This is a genomic window from Methylobacterium phyllostachyos (genome assembly GCF_900103445.1).
Taxonomy (GTDB): domain Bacteria; phylum Pseudomonadota; class Alphaproteobacteria; order Rhizobiales; family Beijerinckiaceae; genus Methylobacterium; species Methylobacterium phyllostachyos.
The window spans coordinates 46786-67430 of record NZ_FNHS01000016.1; the positions used below are offsets into that span (position 1 = coordinate 46786).

16 protein-coding genes are annotated in these 20645 nt (G+C 69.6%); 10 read left to right on the forward strand and 6 right to left on the reverse strand.

From position 1 onward, the window contains the following. Positions 1-59 precede the first annotated feature (59 nt). Entirely contained in the window at positions 60-1559 is a 1500-nt protein-coding gene (glgA, locus tag BLQ49_RS23165; protein ID WP_244507734.1) for a glycogen synthase GlgA, read from the reverse strand. Positions 1560-1835: 276 nt separating this feature from the next. Continuing rightward, complete coding sequence (locus BLQ49_RS23170; RefSeq protein WP_091720318.1) at positions 1836-3419, reverse strand: alpha-amylase family glycosyl hydrolase; 1584 nt, start codon at positions 3417-3419, stop codon at positions 1836-1838. A gap of 310 nt (positions 3420-3729) precedes the next feature. On the opposite strand from BLQ49_RS23170, the gene BLQ49_RS23175 reads away from it, so the two are divergent. Further along, a complete protein-coding gene (locus BLQ49_RS23175) occupies positions 3730-6246 on the forward strand; it encodes a glycogen/starch/alpha-glucan phosphorylase (RefSeq protein ID WP_091720453.1) in 2517 nt (838 codons plus the stop codon). A 101-nt stretch (positions 6247-6347) separates the two neighbouring features. On the opposite strand, the gene BLQ49_RS23180 is transcribed toward BLQ49_RS23175, so the two are convergent. Next, positions 6348-7031 carry a Crp/Fnr family transcriptional regulator gene (locus BLQ49_RS23180; RefSeq protein WP_091720321.1) on the reverse strand — a complete coding sequence of 228 codons (684 nt, stop codon included), beginning with the start codon at positions 7029-7031 and terminating at the stop codon, positions 6348-6350. 308 nt (positions 7032-7339) lie between these two features. Here BLQ49_RS23180 and urtA point away from each other — a divergent pair, with 308 nt between their 5' ends. The 6 genes from urtA (at position 7340) to BLQ49_RS23210 (ending at position 13826) form a co-directional block, all read left to right on the forward strand. Further along, positions 7340-8635 (forward strand): urea ABC transporter substrate-binding protein, encoded by a 1296-nt coding sequence (gene urtA / locus BLQ49_RS23185; RefSeq protein ID WP_091720456.1) that lies wholly within the window; start codon positions 7340-7342, stop codon positions 8633-8635. 142 nt (positions 8636-8777) lie between these two features. After that, the gene (gene urtB, locus BLQ49_RS23190) at positions 8778-10349 is read left to right on the forward strand and encodes an urea ABC transporter permease subunit UrtB (RefSeq protein WP_091720324.1); all 1572 of its coding nucleotides are present in this window, start codon (positions 8778-8780) and stop codon (positions 10347-10349) included. A gap of 163 nt (positions 10350-10512) precedes the next feature. Next, on the forward strand, positions 10513-11667 hold the full coding sequence (urtC, locus tag BLQ49_RS23195; protein WP_091720327.1) for an urea ABC transporter permease subunit UrtC: 1155 nt from the start codon (positions 10513-10515) through the stop codon (positions 11665-11667). After that, entirely contained in the window at positions 11664-12461 is a 798-nt protein-coding gene (gene urtD / locus BLQ49_RS23200) for an urea ABC transporter ATP-binding protein UrtD (protein WP_091720329.1), read from the forward strand. Before urtC ends, urtD begins: the two co-directional genes overlap by 4 nt. 184 nt (positions 12462-12645) lie before the next feature. Next, complete coding sequence (gene urtE / locus BLQ49_RS23205; protein ID WP_091720332.1) at positions 12646-13341, forward strand: urea ABC transporter ATP-binding subunit UrtE; 696 nt, start codon at positions 12646-12648, stop codon at positions 13339-13341. 281 nt (positions 13342-13622) lie between these two features. Beyond that, positions 13623-13826, forward strand: coding sequence for a hypothetical protein (locus BLQ49_RS23210; RefSeq protein ID WP_091720334.1), 204 nt, complete (start codon positions 13623-13625; stop codon positions 13824-13826). A 67-nt stretch (positions 13827-13893) separates the two neighbouring features. Here the strand turns inward: BLQ49_RS23210 and BLQ49_RS23215 are convergent, their stop codons facing one another. Continuing rightward, positions 13894-14280 (reverse strand): hypothetical protein, encoded by a 387-nt coding sequence (locus BLQ49_RS23215; RefSeq protein WP_091720337.1) that lies wholly within the window; start codon positions 14278-14280, stop codon positions 13894-13896. Between the two features lie 397 nt (positions 14281-14677). Between BLQ49_RS23215 and BLQ49_RS23220 the strand changes: the two genes are divergently transcribed. Next, on the forward strand, positions 14678-15715 hold the full coding sequence (locus BLQ49_RS23220; protein ID WP_091720340.1) for a fumarylacetoacetate hydrolase family protein: 1038 nt from the start codon (positions 14678-14680) through the stop codon (positions 15713-15715). A 123-nt stretch (positions 15716-15838) separates the two neighbouring features. On the opposite strand, the gene BLQ49_RS23225 is transcribed toward BLQ49_RS23220, so the two are convergent. After that, positions 15839-16723 carry a LysR family transcriptional regulator gene (locus tag BLQ49_RS23225; RefSeq protein WP_091720458.1) on the reverse strand — a complete coding sequence of 295 codons (885 nt, stop codon included), beginning with the start codon at positions 16721-16723 and terminating at the stop codon, positions 15839-15841. Positions 16724-17200: 477 nt separating this feature from the next. Between BLQ49_RS23225 and BLQ49_RS23230 the strand changes: the two genes are divergently transcribed. Further along, a complete protein-coding gene (locus tag BLQ49_RS23230; protein ID WP_244507731.1) occupies positions 17201-18667 on the forward strand; it encodes an HD domain-containing phosphohydrolase in 1467 nt (488 codons plus the stop codon). An 83-nt stretch (positions 18668-18750) separates the two neighbouring features. Further along, positions 18751-19776, forward strand: a complete 1026-nt coding sequence (locus tag BLQ49_RS23235; RefSeq protein WP_091720343.1) for a histone deacetylase family protein — start codon at positions 18751-18753, stop codon at positions 19774-19776. A gap of 13 nt (positions 19777-19789) precedes the next feature. Here BLQ49_RS23235 and BLQ49_RS23240 read toward each other — a convergent pair whose 3' ends face one another. Then, positions 19790-20500 carry a DUF1013 domain-containing protein gene (locus tag BLQ49_RS23240; RefSeq protein ID WP_091720346.1) on the reverse strand — a complete coding sequence of 237 codons (711 nt, stop codon included), beginning with the start codon at positions 20498-20500 and terminating at the stop codon, positions 19790-19792. Between the last annotated feature and the right edge of the window lie 145 nt (positions 20501-20645).

Consider the following 20645-nt stretch of genomic DNA (forward strand, 5'->3'; position numbering starts at 1 on the left):
ATGTTGGTATCAAACTGAGATCATAAGCCCGGTAGCTTCTGCGGGGCGCGGGCGGCGCCCTACGCCACCCGCCAGCGCAGCCCGACGCTGTTGCCGATCGCCCGCCCATACAGCCCGGCGTAATTGTCGGCGGCCTGATCCCAGCCGAACCGGGCCGACATCGCCCGCCGCCGCATGGCGTTGAGGCGCTTCTTCTGGCCGAAGGCTTCCAGCGCCCGCCGCACCGCCGCCCCGAAGGACGAGGCCGAAGGCTCCGCGAAGGTGAAGCCCGTCACCCCGTCCTCGACCGTGTCGGCGAGGCCCCCGGTGCGCCGCACGATCGGCAGGGAGCCGAAGCGCTGGGCGTACATCTGGGCGAGGCCGCAGGGCTCGAAGCGCGAGGGCATCAGCAGGAAGTCGCTGCCCGCGAACATCCGCCGGGCCTGGGCCTCCTCGAAGCCGACATGCACGCCGACCGCGTCCGGATGGCGTTTTGCGAGGCCCTGGAGCGCCTGCTCGAACCGGCCCTCGCCCTGGCCGATCACCACGAGTTGGCCGCCCCCGGCCACGATGGTCTCGGCCGCCTGGAGGCTCAGGTCGATGCCCTTCTGGTGCACGAGGCGCGACACGATCGCGAAGAGCGGCCCGCGGGAGACCGCGAGCCCGAATTGCTGGCGCACCGCCTCGGCATTGGCGCGCTTGCCCTTCCAGTCGTCGATCTCGAACCGCGTGGCGAGGTGCGGATCGGTGCTCGGGTCCCAGGTCTCGTCGATGCCGTTGAGGATGCCGGCAAGCCGGCCCTGGCCGGCGCGGGTGCGCAGCAGCCCGTCGAGGCCGCAGCCCATCTCGGGGGTCTGGATCTCCCGGGCGTAGGTCTCGCTCACCGTGGTGACCTGCGAGGCGTAGAAGATCCCGGCCTTCAGGAAGGAGAGCTGCCCGTAGAACTCGGCGCCGTCCACCTGGAAGGCCGAATCCGGCACGCCGAGCCGGGGCAGGGCGTCCCGCGGGAAAAGGCCCTGATAGGCGAGATTGTGGATCGTCAGCACGCTCGGCACCCGCCGGCCGCGCCACGCGAGATAGGCGGGGGCGAGCGCCGCCTGCCAGTCGTTGAGGTGCAGCAGGTCGGCCGCCCAGTCAGGGTCGGCGCCGGCAGCGAGGTCCGCCGCCGCGAGGCTGAGCCGGGCGAAGCGCAGATCGTTGTCGCCGAAATCCCCGTGCTGGTCGCCGTAGGGCGTGCCGTCGCGCTCGTAGAGGTCGGGGCTGAGCAGAATGTAGATGCGCAGCCCGTCGGCAGCCTCTACGAGGCCGAGGTCGCAGGGCGGAACGCCCGCGAAGCCCTCGAGGCGTGCCACCACCGGGATTTCGGGAAACGCCGCCCGGACCTGCCGGTAGCCGGGGATCAACACGCGGATGTCGTAATGCGGCACCAGGGCCCGGGGCAGGGCGGCCGAGACCTCGCCGAGGCCGCCGGTCTTCACGAAGTCGGCCATCTCGGGGGTGGCGTAGAGGATGCGGCGGCGCAGCGAGACTGGCCTGGCCGGAATCGGGCTCGCGTAGCTCCCCTCGCCGTCTCCGGACATCCGGTCCGTCAGGGCCCCACCAAAGCGGGCATCGAGCATCGGCACGGATCCTAGCCGGGCGGGATGCCCCGGTCTGGCAGACGATCGGGCAGACACGGCTGTCGCGATCTCAACCACGGTTAATGCTCCTCCGCCGCACCGGTTCCGTTGCGACGCACAAAATAGGCCACCCGCTTCCTTAAAGTTCGGTTACGCCATAGTGCAATGCGGCATGAGGCGCATAGAGAACGGGTCGTTTCAGCCAGAGAGAACTTCTATTCGGACCGTAGCGGGCGTTCAGGCATGCCGCAGGATCACGCCCTCGGCGGGATCGAGGGTGAGACTTGCGCGGACCGAATCGCCCGCGCGGCCCGTCCGCGTCGAGAGCAGCAGCGTCCAGTCGCCCTCCGGCAGCGGCAGGGTCTGCGGCGCCGCAGCGAAATTCAGCACCACCCGCACAACTTCATCACCGGCGAACCGCTCGTAGGCGAATACCTCGGCGGCCCCCAGCTTCACGCCGCGATAAGCGCCGACCGAGAGGGCCGCATGGTCGCGGCGCAGGGCCAGCAAGCGCCGGTACAGGGTGAGCATCGAGGCCGGGTCCGAGCGCAGGCCCTCGACATTGCGGGTCGGCCAGTCCTCGGACAGGGGCAGCCAGGGCTCGGCCGCGGAGAAGCCCGCGTTCGGGCTGTCGTCCCACTGCATGGGCGTGCGCTCCGGGTCGCGGCCGTGCCCGGGCTCGTTGCGCTCCCAGGGGTCCTGCGCGCGGCCCGGCGGGATCGGCACGTGGCCGAGCCCGATCTCGTCGCCGTAATAGAGGGTCGGCGTGCCCCGCAGGGTCAGGAGCAGCATCGCGGCGATGCGGGCCTGGGCTTCCCCCACCCGGGCGGCGATGCGCGGCTGGTCGTGGTTGCCCAGCACCCAGTTCGGCCAGCCGCCCGGGGGCAGGGCGGCCTCGTAGCGCGCCACGAGGTCGGCCACGGCCTCGGCCCGCCACGGGGTCTGGATCAGCTGGAAGTTGAACGGCAGATCGGCGCCGGTGAGGTCCGGCCCGTAATAGGCGACGAGCCGCTCCACCGGCAGGTAGATCTCGCCGATCAGCACCCGCTCGCCGTAAGCGCGCAGGACATCCCGCATGCCGGCGATCACGTCGAAGATTTCCGGCCGGTCGGCGGAGTAGACCTGATGGAAGCGGGTGATCTCGGGCGCGCCCGGCGCGTAATCGGGGTTGACCGGATTGTCGCGGAAGCCCGCATCCTTCATCAGGTGCCAGATCACGTCGACCCGGAATCCGTCGACCCCGCGCTCCAGCCAGAAGCGGAGCACGTCGTGCATCGCCTCCCGCACGGCGGGGTTGCGCCAGTTCAGGTCCGGCTGCTCGCGCAGGAAGGCGTGGTAGTAGTACTGGCCGGTGGCCTTATCGAGCGTCCAGGCCGGGCCGCCGAAATTCGACACCCAGTTGTTGGGCGGTCCGCCATCGGGGCCGGGATCGCGCCAGATGTACCAGTCCCGCTTCGGATTCGTGCGCGACGACCGGCTCTCCGCGAACCAGGGATGCGCGATCGACGAGTGGTTGGGCACGAAGTCGAGGATCACCTTCAGCTTGCGCCGGTGGGCCTCCGCGATCAGCGTGTCGAACTCCGCGAGCGTGCCGAACAGCGGGTCGATCCCGCAATAATCGGCCACGTCGTAGCCGAAATCCGCCATGGGGGAGGGGTAGACGGGCGAGATCCACACCGCGTCGACCCCGAGCCAGGCGAGGTAGTCGAGCCGCGCCGTGATGCCCGGCAGGTCGCCGACCCCATCGCCGTTCGTATCCTGAAAGGAGCGGGGATAGACCTGATAGACGGTCCCGCGCTTCCACCAGACAGTCTCGGTCATGCCTCAGCCCCTCGCGTTGCCGAGCCGGGATTAGCGGCGAACCGCTCCGCTGGCGACCGGTGATCCGAACTCCCTATCCGGCCGGTGTGACTGGAATGTCACGAGCGCGTGCTATATCACGCGTGTCGGGCCTGCACGCCCTAGTGGAGCGGCGCTGCCATGACTTCGCCGGAAGCTGTCCGCACAGTCGAATGCTTCGGGGCACGGATCGCCTGACCGTTCATACGGCGGCAATCCATCACATAAGATAATCGGCCCACGATTTCCCCGGCAACGATCCGGGACACAGACTTTGGGGGACCTGCACGTGTTGAACGACGTTCTGACCCGGCCCGCGCCGCAGGAAGGCTCGCACGAGGAGCGTGCCGCCGAGGCGCCCACGGCATGGGCCGCCCCGACCCTCTCCGTAAGTGGAGACGCGGTGGTGGACATGCGGGAATCGATCCGCGCGAAGCTGGCCTTCACCCTGGGCCGGACGTCCGAGACGGCGCGCCCGCGTGACTGGTTCGCCGCGACCGCCCTGGCCCTGCGCGAGCGGATCGTGGCGGCCTGCATGGCGGCTCAGCACGGCGTGCCGAACAAGCGCGTCTACTACCTGTCGCTGGAATTTTTGATCGGCCGGCTGATGTCGGACGCGATGAACAACCTCGGCCTGACCGAGACGACCCGGGCGGCGCTCAAGGAGCTCGGGGTCGATCTCGGTGCCGTGGAGGAGGCCGAGCCCGACGCGGCTTTGGGCAATGGCGGCCTGGGGCGGCTCGCCGCCTGCTTCATGGAGAGCATGGCCAGCATCGGCATCCCGGCGATGGGCTACGGCATCCGCTACGACCACGGCCTGTTCCGCCAATCCTTCGAGGACGGCTGGCAGCGCGAGGCGCCGGAAACCTGGCTCGCCGAGGGCAACCCCTGGGAGTTCGCCCGGCCGGAGGCCGCTTACGCGATCGGCTTCGGCGGCACCGTCACGATGTCGTCCTCGGCGGAGGGGGTGATCCGGCGGCACTGGCAGCCGGCCGAAATCGTGCGGGCGGTGGCCCATGACGTGCCGGTGCTGGGCTGGCGCGGGCGCCACGTCAATGCGCTGCGCCTCTGGAAGGCCGAGGCCGGCGAGCCGATCGACCTCGCCCGGTTCAACGGCGGCGACCATGTCGGCGCGGTCGCGGCGCGGATGCGCGCCGAGGCGATCTCCCGGGTGCTCTATCCGAGCGATTCCTCGGCCGAGGGCCAGGAGCTGCGCCTGCGCCAGGAATACTTCTTCACGGCCGCCTCGCTCCAGGATCTGCTCGCCCGCCACGTGGCCGAGCGCGGCGACGTCCGCTCCCTGCCCGACCACGCGGCGATCCAGCTCAACGACACACACCCGGCGATCGCGGTGCCGGAGCTGATGCGCCTGCTCATCGACGAGCACGGCCTCTCCTGGGAGGATGCGTGGCACGTCACCACCAACACGCTGCACTACACCAACCACACCCTCCTGCCCGAGGCGCTCGAGACCTGGCCGGTGGAGCTGATGGAGCGGCTGCTGCCGCGCCACATGCAGATCATCTACCTGATCAACTGGATGCACCTTGAGGAGCAGTCGAAGCACGGCCGGCAGGATGCCGCCTACCTCGCCTCGATCTCGCTGATCGACGAGTCGAACGGCCGCCGGGTGCGGATGGGACACCTCGCCTTCCACGGGGCGCGCCGGGTCAACGGCGTCTCGGCCCTGCACACCGACCTGATGCGCTCGACGGTCTTCTCGGACCTGCACGCGCTCGACACCGACAAGATCGTCAACAAGACCAACGGCATCACCTTCCGCCGCTGGTTCCACAACGCCAATCCGGGGCTCACCCGGCTCGCCGTCGAGACGGTGGGGGCGGGCGTCCTCGACGATCCGGAGCTGCTGCGCGGCCTTGAGGCCCATGCCGAGGATCCGGCCTTCGTGGCGCGCTATGCCGCCGTGCGCCGGGGGCGCAAGGAGGCCCTGGCCAAGGTCGTCGCTGACCGGACCGGGATCGACATCGATCCGGACGCTTTGTTCGACGTGCAGGTCAAGCGCATCCACGAGTACAAGCGCCAGCTGCTCAACGTCGTCGAGACGGTGGCGCTCTACCAGGCGATCAAGGCCGAGCCGCACCGGGACTGGACGCCCCGGGTGAAAATCTTCGCCGGCAAGGCGGCGCCGAGCTACGTGCAGGCGAAGCTGATCATCAAGCTCGCCTGCGACATCGCCAAGGCGGTGAACGACGATCCGGAGGTCGCCGGCCGGCTCAAGGTGGTGTTCCTGCCGAACTACTCGGTGAGCCTCGCCGAAGCGATCATCCCGGCCGCCGACCTGTCGGAGCAGATCTCCACCGCCGGCCTGGAGGCCTCGGGCACCGGCAACATGAAATTCGCCCTCAACGGCGCGCTCACGGTGGGGACGCTCGACGGCGCCAACATCGAGATCCGCGACCATGTCGGGGCGGAGAACATCTTCATCTTCGGCCTGGAGGCCGACGGGGTCCGCGCCCGGCAGGCTGAGCCGGACTACGCGGCCCGGGCGATCCAGGCCTCGCCGCGACTGGCGGCGGCGCTCGACATGATCGCCTCCGGGCGGTTCTCGCCGGAGGAGCCGGGCCGGTTCCGGCCGTTGACCGACGACCTGCGCCGGCGCGACCAGTACCTGCTCACCGCCGATTTCGACGATTACTGGCGGGTGCAGCGGTCGATCGACGCCGCGTGGCGCGATCCCCGTGGCTGGTGGGCCAAGGCGATCCGCAACACCGCCCGCATGGCGTGGTTCTCCTCCGACCGGGCGATGCGGGAATACGCCGAGGAGATCTGGCGGGTGCGGCTGGGCTGACCGGCAGGATCCGGACGCGCGGCGTCCGCGCGCCTGCGGGATTCTCCCTCCCCCTATGCGGGGGAGGGGGAGAAGCGGCGGCGCCCGCTGTCCAACCGAACCTACACCCCAGCCCCGCCGTAGATCGCGCCCGCCAGATCCTCCAGCTTCACGCGGTCGATCACCGTGATGCGCCCGCGCCGGGCCCGGATCATGCCGGCCCCCTCCAGCGCGTGGGTCGCCATCGTCACGGTGGGGCGGCGCACGCCGAGCATCTTCGACAACACCTCGTGTGTCAGCGGCAACTCGTCCTGCTCCAGCCGGTCGTGGGTCATGAGGATCCACCGGGCGAGGCGCGCCTCCACGGTGAGGTCGGCGTTGGCGTAGACGGTCTGGCCCACCTGCACGATCAGGCTCTGCACGTAGCGCCCGAGCACCCGGCGCAGGCCGGCGCTCACATCGAGCGCCTCGTGCAGGGCATCGGCCGCGATGCGCAGCGCCTGGCCCCCGGCCTGTACGATCGCCGTATGGGGCGTGCTCTCCGTGCCCAGCGCGAGCGGCACGCCCACGAAGCCTTCGCGGCCCGTCAGGCCGATCTCGATGCGCCCCTCGCGGGTGTCGGCCACGAGGGAAACGATCCCGTCCTCGACGAAATAGGCCTGCGTGATCGGCTGCCGGGGCGCGATCAGCACCTCGTGCAGGGGAAGTGGCACCGGCTCCAGGGCGGGAGCGAGGCGGCCGAACGCCTCCGGATCCAGGGCTGTGAGCAGACGGTTGCGGAGGACGGATTGCAGCGGCAGCGCCATGGGGCTCCTCCGTTTCCGGGCAGGAGCACAGGCCATCTCCCAATCACCCGCACGCCGGGACCCCGGCGGATGATGCTCACTGTCTCACAACACCACGCGACGCAGTATTGAGTAGGTTAGTTTTCGCGGATCAATCTGTCTGGATCCATACGCAACCTGTCCGCGGACCGCCGGATCGGCAGGTCGGCGCCGTGCCGGTAGGCAGATGCCGCCCCGGGGATCGACCACCCGGGCGCGACTGCCTAAATATGTGGCACATGAATTGCGAGCCCGGGGGCGTCTCAACGAAGACGACGAAGGGCACCGCCGTGAGAGTATTTGGAACTTGGGCCTCGGCCGCCGCACTGGCCGCCGGGCTCGCGCTGGGGGCGCTCGGCGCCGGGGCAGCCCGGGCGGAGGAGACCATCAAGGTCGGCATCCTGCACTCGCTGTCGGGCACGATGGCGATCTCCGAGACCACCCTCAAGGACGCGATGCTGATGCTGATCGCCGAGCAGAACGCCAAGGGTGGCGTGCTGGGCAAGAAGCTGGAGCCGGTGGTGGTCGATCCGGCCTCGAACTGGCCGCTCTTCGCCGAGAAGGCCCGCGAGCTGATCAGCAAGGACAAGGTCGCGGCCGTGTTCGGCTGCTGGACCAGCGTCTCGCGCAAGTCGGTGCTGCCGGTGTTCAAGGAACTCGACAACATCCTGTTCTACCCCGTCCAGTACGAGGGCGAGGAGAGCGAGCGCAACGTGTTCTACACCGGCGCCGCCCCGAACCAGCAGGCGATCCCGGCGGTCGACTACCTGATGTCCGAGGATGGCGGCGGCGCCAAGCGCTGGGTGCTGGAGGGGACCGACTACGTCTACCCGCGCACCACCAACAAGATCCTCGAAGCCTATCTCAAGTCCAAGGGCGTCAAGGACGAGGACATCCTGATCAACTACACGCCGTTCGGCTTCTCGGACTGGCAGACGGAGGTGTCGAAGATCAAGGCGTTCGGCTCGGCCGGCAAGAAGACCGCCGTGGTCTCGACCATCAACGGCGACGCCAACGTGCCGTTCTACAAGGAACTCGGCAACCAGGGCATCAAGGCGACCGACATCCCGGTGGTGGCCTTCTCGGTGGGCGAGGAGGAGCTCGCCGGCATCGACACCAAGCCGCTGGTCGGGCACCTGGCGGCCTGGAACTACTTCGAGTCGATCAAGACGCCGGAGAACGAGGCCTTCATCAAGAAGTGGCAGGCGTTCAAGAAGAACCCCAAGGCCGTCACCAACGACCCGATGGAGGCCAGCTATATCGGCTTCAACATGTGGGTGAAGGCGGTCGAGAAGGCCGGCACCACCGACCCCGACAAGGTGATCGACGCGCTGCCGGGCATCGAGCAGAAGAACCTCACCGGCGGCACCGCGCAGATGCTGCCGAACCACCACATCACCAAGCCGGTCTTCATCGGCGAGATCGAGGCGAACGGCCAGTTCGACGTGGTGTGGAAGACCGACAAACTGATCCCCGGCGAGGCCTGGTCGAAGCAGCTCGAGGGCTCGAAGGACCTTGAGGCCGACTGGGTCAAGCTCAAGTGCGGCAACTACAACACCAAGACCAAGACCTGCGGCGGCGCCTGAGCCGCTTCTCATCCCCTCCCCCTTGTGGGGAGGGGTAGGAGTGGGGGTGGTGCAGGAGGCACCGCACCGCTCGATCCTGCACCACCCCCACCTCCGGCTCTTCCCGCAAGGGGGAGGAGAGTCCGGCCGCGCCAGAAGTGCCATGCTCCGTCTCCTCACCCTCCTGTTCCTGCTCCTCGCCGCCCCCGCGCTGGCCCAGGCGCCCGACCCCTACGGCCAGCTCGCCGGGGACGGCTATGCCGAGATCGAGGCCGGCGTCTCCGGCCTCGCCGCCTCCGGCGACCCGCGCGCCGACGCGATCCTCGCGGCCCTGTCGGACGGCCGCCTGCTGGTGAGCCCGGACAAGACCCTGCTCATCCGGCAGGGCAACGCCGTCGTGGATGCGAAGACCGGCGCCCCGGCTGCCGACAGCCCCGATCTCAAGCCCGTGCGCGCCAACAACCGGGTCCGCCGGGCGATCGAGGCCGCCCGCGGGCAGCTCGACCTCGCGAGCCCCGATCCGACCAAGCGCCGCACCGCCGCCGACGCGGTGTTCAAGGCTCGCGACGCGGCCGCGCTGCCGGCCCTCGACGCGGCGCTCGCCCGCGAGACCCATCCGGGCGTCCGCCAGGCGCTCACCGAGGCCCGCGCCGCCGTGCTCCTCGCCAAGCCCGGCACCGCGGAAGCCGACCGGATTGCCGCAATTCCCGCCATCCAGGCCCGGGGCGATGGCGACGCGATGGGCATCCTGCGCGGTCTTGCGGCGGATCCGAGCGAGGCGGTGCGGTCCGCCGCCGCCCGCGGCATCGCGGCGATCGAGACGCGGCTCGCGATCCTCGGCGCCCTCCAGAATGTCTGGTATGGCATCTCGCTGGGCTCGGTCCTGCTGCTCGCCGCCATCGGGCTCGCCATCACCTTCGGGGTGATGGGCGTGATCAACATGGCCCACGGCGAGATGGTGATGCTCGGCGCCTACACGACCTACGGCGTGCAGGAGCTGATCCGCACCCAGGCGCCGTCCCTGTTCGGCTGGTCGCTCGCGATCAGCATCCCCTGCGCGTTCCTGGTGGCCGGGCTGATGGGCGTGCTGATCGAGCGGTTCATCATCCGCTTCCTGTACGGGCGCCCGCTGGAGACGCTGCTCGCCACCTTCGGGGTCAGCCTCGTGCTGCAGCAGGGCGTACGCTCGCTCTTCGGCCCGACCAACCGCGAGGTCGGCGCCCCCGCCTTCATGAGCGGCGCCTTCGATTTCTACGGCCTCTCGATCACCTGGGGCCGGATGTGGATCATCGTGTTCGCGCTGGCCGTGTTCCTGGGCCTTCTGTTCGTGCTGCGAAAGACGTCGTTCGGCCTGAAGACCCGGGCGGTCACCCAGAACCGCCGCATGGCCGCCGCGATGGGCATCCGCACGCCCTATGTCGATGCGCTGACCTTCGGGCTCGGCTCCGGCATCGCGGGGATCGCCGGGGTGGCGCTGTCGCAGATCGACAACGTCTCGCCGAACCTCGGCCAGGGCTACATCATCGACTCGTTCCTCGTGGTGGTGTTCGGCGGCGTCGGCAACCTCTGGGGGACGCTGGTGGCGGCCCTGACGCTCGGCGTCGTGAACAAGCTGGCCGAGCCGTATATCGGCGCGGTTCTGGCCAAGATCGGCCTCCTCATCTTCATCATCCTGTTCATCCAGAAGCGCCCGCGCGGCCTGTTCGCGCTCAAGGGGCGGGCGGTGGAATCGTGAGCGGGCCGACGCGTCACGCCGCCATCCCCTCCCCCTTGTGGGGAGGGGCAGGGGTGGGGGTGGTGCAGAAGGCACCGCACCGCTCGATCCTGAACCACCCCCACCCTCGATCCCTCCCCACAAGGGGGAGGGAAGTGGGCGCCGCCCTGCTCGGAATTCCGGCATGACCCCCCGCACCCCCCTCATCGACCGGAAGGGCTGGATCTTCCTCGCCGTCCTGGCGGCCTTCTGCCTCGCTGTGCCGGTGCTGAACCTCGCGGTGCCGGAGGGCTCCGGCCTGCACGTGCCGACCTACCTCGTCTCGCTCTTCGGAAAATACCTCGCCTACGCGCTGCTCGCGGTCAGCCTCGACCTCGTCTGGGGCTATTGCGGCATCCTCTCGCTCGGCCACGGGGCGTTCTTCGCCCTCGGCGGCTACGCGATGGGCATGTATCTGATGCGCCAGATCGGATCCCGGGGCGTCTACGGCAATCCGGTCCTGCCCGACTTCATGGTGTTCCTGAACTACAAGGCCCTGCCCTGGTACTGGTACGGGTTCGACCACTTCGCCTTCGCGGCCCTGATGGTGCTGCTGGTGCCGGGCCTCCTGGCCTTCGTGTTCGGCTGGCTCGCCTTCCGGTCGCGGGTGACCGGCGTCTACCTGTCGATCATCACCCAGGCGCTGACCTACGCGCTGATGCTCGCCTTCTTCCGCAACGACATGGGGCTCGGCGGCAACAACGGCCTCACCGACTTCAAGGATTTTTTGGGACTCTCGGTTCAGTCCCAGAATTTCCGTGCGGGCATCTTCGTGGCCACCGGCGTGGCGCTGGCGCTGGGCTACCTGATCGCCCGGGTGATGACGGTCTCGGCCTACGGAAAGATCCTCATCGCCGTGCGCGACGCCGAGAGCCGCACCCGCTTCCTCGGCTACCGGCCGGAGCACTTCAAAACGCTGGCCTTCACGGTCTCGGCCATGATGGCCGGCGTCGCCGGCGCCCTCTACGTGCCGCAGGTCGGCATCATCAACCCGGGGGAATTCGCCCCGACCAACTCCATCGAGACGGTGATCTGGGTGGCGGTGGGCGGCCGCGGCACGCTGGTCGGCGCGGCTCTGGGCGCTGTGCTGGTCAACTACGCCAAGACCGTGCTCACCGGCGCGATGCCCGACGCCTGGCTGTTCGCGCTGGGCGCCCTGTTCGTGGTCGTGACGCTGTTCCTGCCGCGCGGTCTCGTCGGCACCGCGATCGAGCGGTTCGGCGGCCGGCGCGCGGCCGCCAAGCTGCCGCCGGAGCCCGAGATCGCCCCGAAACTCGTGGAAGAAGGGCAGGGCTCGTGAGCACCGACCTCCTCGAACGCCCAGATGCTCGCGGCCCCGCCAACCGGAAGCGCGAGACCGACGCGCTGCTCTATCTCGACGACCTGCGGGTGACCTTCGACGGCTACAAGGCCCTGCGCGGCCTGTCGCTGACCCTTGAGCGCGGCGAGTTGCGGGCGATCATCGGCCCGAACGGCGCCGGCAAGACCACCATGATGGATTGCATCACCGGCAAGACCCGGCCGGACAGCGGCATCGCCCTGTTCGACGGCAGCCACGATCTGCTCAGGAGCGACGAGCCGGCGATCGCCGACCTCGGCATCGGCCGCAAGTTCCAGAAGCCGACCGTGTTCGAGAGCCACACGGTGGCCGACAACATCCTGCTGGCGCTCAAAGGTCCGCGGGCCGCCTTCGCGTCCCTGTTCGGCTGGCGCAACCGGGTGGAGGCCGCGCGGATCGACACCCTCTTGGAGACCGTCGGCCTGCTGGCCCACCGGAACCGTCCGGCGGCCGATCTGAGCCACGGCCAGAAGCAGTGGCTGGAGATCGGCATGCTGCTCGCGCAGGACCCGAAGCTCCTGCTGGTCGACGAGCCCGTGGCCGGCATGACCGACGCCGAGACCGCCGAGACCGCCCGCCTGCTCCGGCGCATCGCCGGCGAGCACGCCGTCCTCGTGGTGGAGCACGACATGCACTTTGTCCGCGACCTCGGCTGCCGGGTCACCTGCCTGCACGAGGGCGCGGTGCTGGCCGAGGGCTCGATCGACGCGGTCTCGGCCGATCCGCGGGTGGTCGAGGTGTATCTCGGCCGATGACCACAATCATGGTTTCAAAAGGTCGAGACCTTTTGCGGGTGCAGGGCAGAGCCCTGCTGTACGGATCTGGACCCCCTTCCGGGGGTCCAGATCCGTATGCCGGGGTTTCACCCCGACACCCCACCAAAGGGCTGAGCCCCTTGGAATCCCTGTGTTTGCGCGCGCAATCCGATGGTGAAGCCCCATGCTGAGCGTCGAGGGGATCGACCTCTATTACGGCGCCGCGCAGGCGCTCCGCGGCGTCTCGCTGAGGGCCGAAGCCGGGCAGGTCACGACGGTTCTGGGCCGCAACGGCGTCGGCAAGACCTCGCTGCTGCGGGCGATCGTCGGCCAGCAGCCCGTGCGCTCCGGCGCGATCCGTCTCGACGGGCGCCCGATCCAGGACTTCGCCCCCTACGACCGGGCGCGCGCCGGGATCGCCTTCGTGCCCCAGGGCCGCGAGATCTTCCCGCTGCTCACCGTCAAGGAGAACCTGGAGACCGGCTTCGCCCCGCTGAAGCGCCGGGACCGCCACATTCCCGGGGAGATCTACGACCTGTTCCCCGTGCTCAAGGACATGCTGCACCGGCGCGGCGGCGATCTCTCGGGCGGCCAGCAGCAGCAGCTCGCCATCGCCCGGGCGCTGGTGACGCGGCCCAAGCTCCTCGTGCTCGACGAGCCCACCGAGGGCATCCAGCCCTCGATCATCAAGGATATCGGCCGGGCGATCACCTATCTCCGCGGCAAGGGCGAGATGGGAATCGTGCTGGTGGAGCAGTATTTCGAATGGGCCCGCGACCTCTGCGATTCCTACGCGGTGATGGATCGCGGGCAGGTGGTGCTGGCAGGCCCCCGGGGCGGGATGGTCGAGGCCGACGTACTCCGGTGGATGTCGGTGTAGGGCAGGCCTGGGGCGGGATAGGCCTCGGTCCGCTAGGACACCGAGAGCCGCCAAAGTCTGGACGTCTATTCAGAAATCACCGGTATAAATCCTATAATTCATCCGCGAAAACTGTTAATTAACCCCCGAGCGCCAAGTTTATACCACAATTGGGGCCTGCCATGGCGCCTCACCGCAGGAGCGCCCATGACGATCCTCGATCCCATCACCGGTGAGCTGGTCACCATCCCGGTGCCGCGTCCGCGGCCGCAGCCCGGCCCCCGCTGAGACGCTCCGGGCTCATGACGAACGCGATCGATCCAGGGACGCGCCGCCGGAAGGCGCGAGCCGGGCAGCTTCGGGTCCGAACGGTCCCGCCGGGCCTGGTGCTGATCGGGGGAGGGCCGGCCCCGAACAGCGAGCCGACCGCCGCCGCCGACCTGATCGCCCTGGCCCAGGCGGCGCGCCGGCAGGCCGCGGATCGCGAGCCTCCGGATCGGGCCTGAGGCGGCACGCAGCCGCTCGGGTCGGGTTCGGGGGCCAAGGACCGGCGAGCGGTCCAGTTCACGTATCTCAGCAGCCGGAGCAGATCGGCTTGGCGGCGCTACGGCCTTCCTTCTCCAGGCGCGTCATCATCGCCTCCCGGTCGTAGGATCGCGCCTCGATCTTCGCGACGGGCTTGCCGGCCTCGATCGCCCCCGTTTCGGTCACGCCCGCGAAAGCGTTCCTGTTCACCACGAAGGACGGCCGTGTCAGCTCCGCCGGGTGCAGGGTCCGCCAGGCCAGCCGCGCGCGTGTCGAGGCCGCCAGAACATCTGTCGGGTTCACCCGTTGCCCAGGAACCTCGGCCTCGTGGACGCGGGCCGTGCCCGGGATGCCGATGGCCGGCAAGGCCGCCGCCGGAACGGCCGGCGCCGCCGGGCTCGCGACCTCCTTCAGGGCGGCATCGTGCGCCGTCATGGATGGCAGGGAGCTGTACGCGGTGGGCACGTTCGGCAGCCGTGAACAGGCACTTGCCGACAGCAGAATGAGCCCTATAACCGCGATCCGCGACACCATATTGCCACCCGAAAGCAATACTCAGCCGTTCTGGCCAAGCTTGTTCCTCGTGATACAGGAGCATGTCGGCAGTGTCCAATGATCGACACCGCCCGGCCCTGGCCGCGAGGACGCCCGGTCCGGGGTGTTGCCTTCCAGCCGGCCTGCGGATGCGGGACGGTTGGGCCGCGGACGGGACCTTCGCGCGGGTGGCCCCCACCCGCCTTCGGCCGCTCAATCCTGCGCCGCGGCGGTGTCAGACACGCGCCAGATACGTAACGCCGCCCATGGCGACGCACGACGTCACCGGAGGACGACCATGAGCACCCGACGCGACTTCCTGCACCTCTCGGCGGCCGCGACGGCGGCCGGTGTCCTGGCGGCGCCGGCCGCCGCGCAGGCCCCCGCCTCCAGCCCGGGCCGGCCGATCCCGCCCGCGGGCGGGAGCCAGACCATGCTGCGCCTTGCCACCTTCGTCCCGGAGGGCGGCAGCCCGCCGCGCCTCGGCGCGGTGCGCCCGGACGGCCGCATCATCGACCTGTCACGGATCGCGAATCCGGGTTTCGATCCCGCGCGGATGGTCTCCCTGATCGAGGCCGGCCCGGCAGCGCTGGAGCGCGTCCGGCAGGCCGCCGCCTCCGGTGACGGGCCGTCCGTCGAGACCGTGCGGCTCCTTGCGCCGATCCCGGCGCCGACCCGGAACGTCTATGCGGTCGGCTGGAACTACCTGGAGCACTTCGCCGAGGGGCAGGCCGTGCGCGGCACCCACGCCGAGTACCCGGCCCACCCGGTGTTCTTCACCAAGGGCGTCAACACCGTGAACGGGCCCTACGATCCGATCCCTTACGATCCCGCGGTCTCGACCGCGATCGACTGGGAGGTGGAACTCGCTGTGATCATCGGGAAAGGCGGACGCAACATCGCGGAATCCGAGGCGATGGACCACGTCTTCGGCTACAGCGTGATCAACGACACCACCGCCCGCGACCTGCAGATCAAGCTCCACGGCGGGCAGTGGTTCAAGGGCAAGAGCCTCGACGGTCACGGCCCGATCGGCCCCTGGATCGTCCCGGCGGCGGATCTCGACCCGGGCGACCTGCGGCTCCAGACCCGGGTCAACGGCGTGGTCAAGCAGGAGGCCTCGACGCAGCAGATGTACTTCAAGGTCGCGCGCATCATCGCCGAGCTGTCGCACGGGCTCACTCTGGTCCCGGGGGACATCATCGCCACCGGCACGCCGCCGGGCATCGGCAACGCGCGCAAGCCGCCGGAATTCCTCAAGCCCGGCGACGTGATGGAAACGGAGGTCGCCGGCATCGGCACCCTGCGCAACGTCATCCAGGCCGTGCCGAGCTAGGGCGTACCGGGTTTCGAAAGGGCGAGCCCTTTCGCGGGTCCCGGGCGGAGCCCGGGTCGCTCAGGGGCTCCGCCCCCGAACCCCGCCCGAGGGCTCGCCCTTGGGCCACCCCGAATGCCCCGGTCAGGCCCGGAGCTGCGCCACGAAGGCCCGGATGAACGGCGGCAGGCCGTCGAGGTCGCGCAGGCACAGGGTGAGGTCGCGCCGCGCCCACGCATCGGCTAGCGGCACCACCGCCAGGGCGAGGCCCTGCGCGGCCCGGGCGGCCGCGCTCTCGGGCAGGATCGCCAAGCCGACCCGGGCCTCGACCAGCCGGCAGACAGCGTCGAACCCACGCAGCTGCACCCGCAGGCGCATCGGCCGCCCCTCCCGCGCCGCCTGGGCGACCAGGAACCGGCTGATGGCGCTGCGCCGGTCGAGGCCCACGAGGTCGTGGCCGAGCACCTCCGCGAAGGGGATCGCCCCGCGCCCCGCCAGGGGATGATCCCGGGCGGCGACCAGCACGAACCGGTCCTCCCGGAACGGGAAGGTCTGCAGCGAGCCGGTATCGACCGTGCCCGACAGGATGCCGAGATCGGCCGCCCCCTCGGCCACCAGCCCGACGATCTCCTCGGAGGTGCGCTCCTCGACCTCGACGCCGATCCCCGGATGGTCGGCCAGGAAGGCCGAGAGCGCCTCCGGCAGGAACTCGGTGAGCGCGTTGGTGTTGGCCAGCACCCGGATCTGACCGAAGGCGCCCCCGGAGAAAGCCGACATCTCCTCGCGCAGGCGCTCGACCGCAGCCAGCACCTCCCGGGCATGCACGAGGAGCGCCCGCCCGGCCGGAGTCGGGCTGACGCCCTGCCGCCCCCGGGTAAGGAGGGCGGCCCCGAGGGATTCCTCCATCAGGCGGATCCGCGTGGAGGCTGCCGCCAGGGCAAGGTTTGCCCGCCCCGCGCCGTGGGTGATCGAGCCGGCCTCGACCACGTGCCGAAACAGGCCGAGATCGGTGAGATCGAACCGCATCATCGTCCTGGCGTCTCCCCGCCGCTCCGCCGGATGCGCGGTCCCCCGGTGGCGGCCGACGGTAGCCTCGGTCCTGTCCCGTGTCAGCGTCCGCGGATGCCCCATCGCCGGCGCCTCGACCGCGGGGCCATCGCTGCACACCGCCATCATGTTCCCGAGAGACTATGAAGTGTCTACTTATCGACACATCACATCTTCTGATTTGAAGTGCATTGCATTCAAAATCAGGATCCAGTCCCCAGATACTAAACCATGTCTATCGAATATCTCGGTATAAATGTCAGGGTCCGCGGATTTTTTATTCACGCTCCCTTAACGGGATACAATTCAAATCTGTCCGACAATCTGCGGATCGGTCGCGCGTATGATAAATCTCTCACGTCCGCCTGTCGTACGACTGAGCACGATACGCACACACCAGTCCAGACCTGGATCAGGGGCTCGGACGACGAATAGGCCAAATCCCTGTTGGCCAAGCCCATGATGGACGCACTCCTGATTGACGATAGCGTGACGATGGGCCGGCGGCTGCGCCGGCTCCTCGAAGCCAAGCCAGAGGTGAGCGTGACCGCCTGCGCGGACCCCGGGGCGGCGCTGGTTGAGGCGCAGATCCGGGCCTTCGACCTCGTGCTGGTCGATTGCCACGGGCCCGCCGGGGACGGGATCGCCTTCATCCGGTGCATGCGGACCATCCCGCACTACGCCCAGGTGCCCATGGTGATCATCACCGACGACGGCTCCGACGCGGTACGTCTCGCCGCCCTGGAGGCGGGGGCGTCCGACATCATCCACAGCGCCGTGTCGAGCGTCGAGTTCACCCTGCGGCTGCGCAACGCGATCCGCCTCGCCAAGGCCGTGCGGCGGTTGGCCGAGCAGGCCTCCTGGCTCGACGGCGCGGTGGAGGCGGCCCTGCGCCACATGCGCGAGCGCGAGGAGGAAATCATCTTCCGCCTGGCCCTCGCCGTTGAGTATCGCGACAACGACACGGGGGACCACACCTGGCGGGTCGCGCGCTATAGCCAGATCGTGGCCGAGGCGTTGGGGCTCGCTCCGGATTTCTGCCGCAGCCTCTATCTGGCGGCGCCGCTTCACGATGTCGGCAAGGTCGGAATCCCGGACGGTATCCTGCTGAAGCCGGGGCGCCTCGATCCGGACGAGTTCGCCGTGATCAAGGGGCATACCACCATCGGCAAGCAGATCCTCGGCGGGAGTGCGTCCGACCTGATCCGCCTCGCCGCCGAGATCGCCGAGGCCCATCACGAGCGGTGGGACGGCAACGGCTATCCGAACGGGCTCGCCGGGACCGCGATTCCCCTCGCCGCCCGGATCGTCGCGGTGGCGGACGTGTTCGACGCCCTGACCACGCAGCGCCCCTACAAGGCGGCGCTGTCGTTCGAGGCGGCCCTGGAGAGCCTGAACGCCGAGAGCGGCCGCCATTTCGACCCGGATTGCGTCGCCGCCTTCTGTGCCCGCTGGGCCGACATCCGTGTCGCCGGCGGGCAGGAGCGGACCGCGATCCAACCGGTCATCGAGCCCTGGGCGCGGGTTCCCACCCTGCTCCGTGAGATCGACGCAAAGCCCCCCGGTCCGTCCGGCTGGCTCGTCGGCAACCCGCACACCCTCATCGCCCAGGATGTGGCCCAAGACGTATTCAAAGACGGGGTCCAGGATGCGGGGACGATGAACCCGCCGCCGGTTCCGCCGTTGATCCGGGACATTCACGGATCACGGGTGGAGACTCGGCATGAACGCGCGATGGATGACCCTGCTGGAGATTGCCCAGGCCCGCCACATCTCCCTGGACGCGGCGCAGCGCCTGATGGACGCGACGGACTGCCCCAAGGTGTTCCGCACGGACGGAACGGTCTACTTCATCTGACACCGAGCCGGCTGGACGAAGGCCATCCCGGACGGCTGCAGGGTACCGTCCCAATTCCTCTGTCCTGAGAAGGTGCCGGTATCCCCATGATTGCCTGACGATCGTGGGGGACCGGATTTCCCCGTGCCGCGGCGTGCCCTAACCTGCGCGGATGCGTGTCTTCCACAGCCCCGCCGCGCCCCGGCACGATCCCGAGCAGTACTGGCGGCGCGGCACGCCGATCCCCCATCCCGAGCAGGCCGCCCGCTACGCGATCCTGCGCGATGCGGCCGTGACGGGCGGCCATGCCCTCGCGGAGCCTGGCGATCACGGCCTGGACCCGATCCGGGCGGTGCACGACCGGGCCTACCTGGCGTTCCTGGCCGAGGCCTGGGCGCGCCGGGAGGAGATGCCGGGCATCGGCGACGAGATCCTCAGCGGTGTCTTCGCCCGGCCGCACATGCACCGGAGGCCTGCGGGCCTCCTCGGGCTCGCCGGCCTCTACATGGCCGACACCTCGACGCCGATCCGCGCCGGGACCTGGCCTGCCATCTACGGCGCGGCGCAATGCGCCGTCGCGGCCGCCGACGCGGCGCTGGCTGAGGGCCACGCCTACGCCCTGTGCCGGCCGCCCGGCCACCACGCCTACGCGGATTCCGCCGGCGGCTTCTGCTTCCTCAACAACAGCGCGATCGCGGCCGCCCGGATGCGGGCCGCCACCGGCGGCCCGGTGGCGATCCTCGACATCGACGTCCACCATGGCAACGGCACGCAGGGAATCTTCTACGGGCGCGCGGACGTCCTGACCGTCTCGGTCCATGCCGATCCGTCGGACTACTTTCCGTTCTACGCAGGCTATGCCGACGAGACCGGCACGGGGGAGGGGCTCGGCTTCAACCGCAACCTGCCGCTGCCGCCGGGCTCGGGCGACGCCCCCTGGCTCGAAGCCGTGGAGGCGGGGCTGGCGGCGATCGCCGCGCATCGGCCGCGGGGGCTGGTGGTGGCGTTGGGCCTCGACGCCTCGGCGGACGATCCGATCGGTGCCCTCAAGGTCACTGCGGCGGGCTTCGCCGGCGCGGCGGAGCGGATCGCCCGGGCCGGGCTGCCCACCGCCCTCGTCCAGGAGGGCGGCTACCTCTGCGCCGCCCTGCCGGAGAACCTGACGGCGTTCCTGGCCGCCTTCGACGCGGCGCGGTAGGCCGGGCGCCGGATCAGTCCTCGTCGTCCTCGTCCTGGTGCCGGCCCTTGAGCTTGGCGAAGACGGAATCGGCGTCGAGCCGCTCCTCGCGGCCGCCATGCTCCTCCTCGTGCCCGCCCTCGTCCGCATCGCGGGCCGTGGAGATCTCGGCCGGGAGCAGCGAGGCACCGGATTCGGCCGCGATCGCGGCCGGACGGTCGGCCGCCGCGCGCTGGACTTCGAAGTCGAGGTTGATCTGGGTGGTCAGCCCCAGGGTCACCGGGTCCATCGGCTGGAGCGAGCCCGAATTCCAGTGGGTGCGCTCGCGGATCTGCTGGATCGTCGACTTGGTGGTGCCGACGAGCCGGATGATCTGCGAATCCTTCAGCTCCGGGTGGTTGCGCAGCAGCCACAGGATGGCGTTCGGCCGATCCTGGCGGCGGGAGAGGGGGGTGTAGCGCGGGCCCTTGGTGGTGCGCTTCACCTCCGGCAGCTTCACCTTGGAGACGGCGGGCTTCAGCTTGTAGTGCGGCGCCTTCTGGGCCTTCTCGATCTCGTCGCGGGTGAGCTGGCCGGTGGAGACCGGATCGAGCCCCTTGATGCCGGCCGCGACCTCACCGTCGGCGATGCCCTTCACCTCCAGCGGGTGCAGCTTGCAGAAATCGGCGATCTGCTCGAAGGCGAGCGAGGTGTTCTCGACCAGCCAGACGGCGGTCGCCTTGGGCATCAGCGGACCCTGGGACATGCTTTTCGTGCTCCGGCCTAGCGGGACGGGGGCCGGGCATCGGGCCGCGGGCTCCGGATGGACGATCCGGATGTCCCGTCTCACGCTGTTGAATGGGGGATGTCCGTATATAGGCCGGGGCCGGGAGGGGCGCAATCGCGGGTTC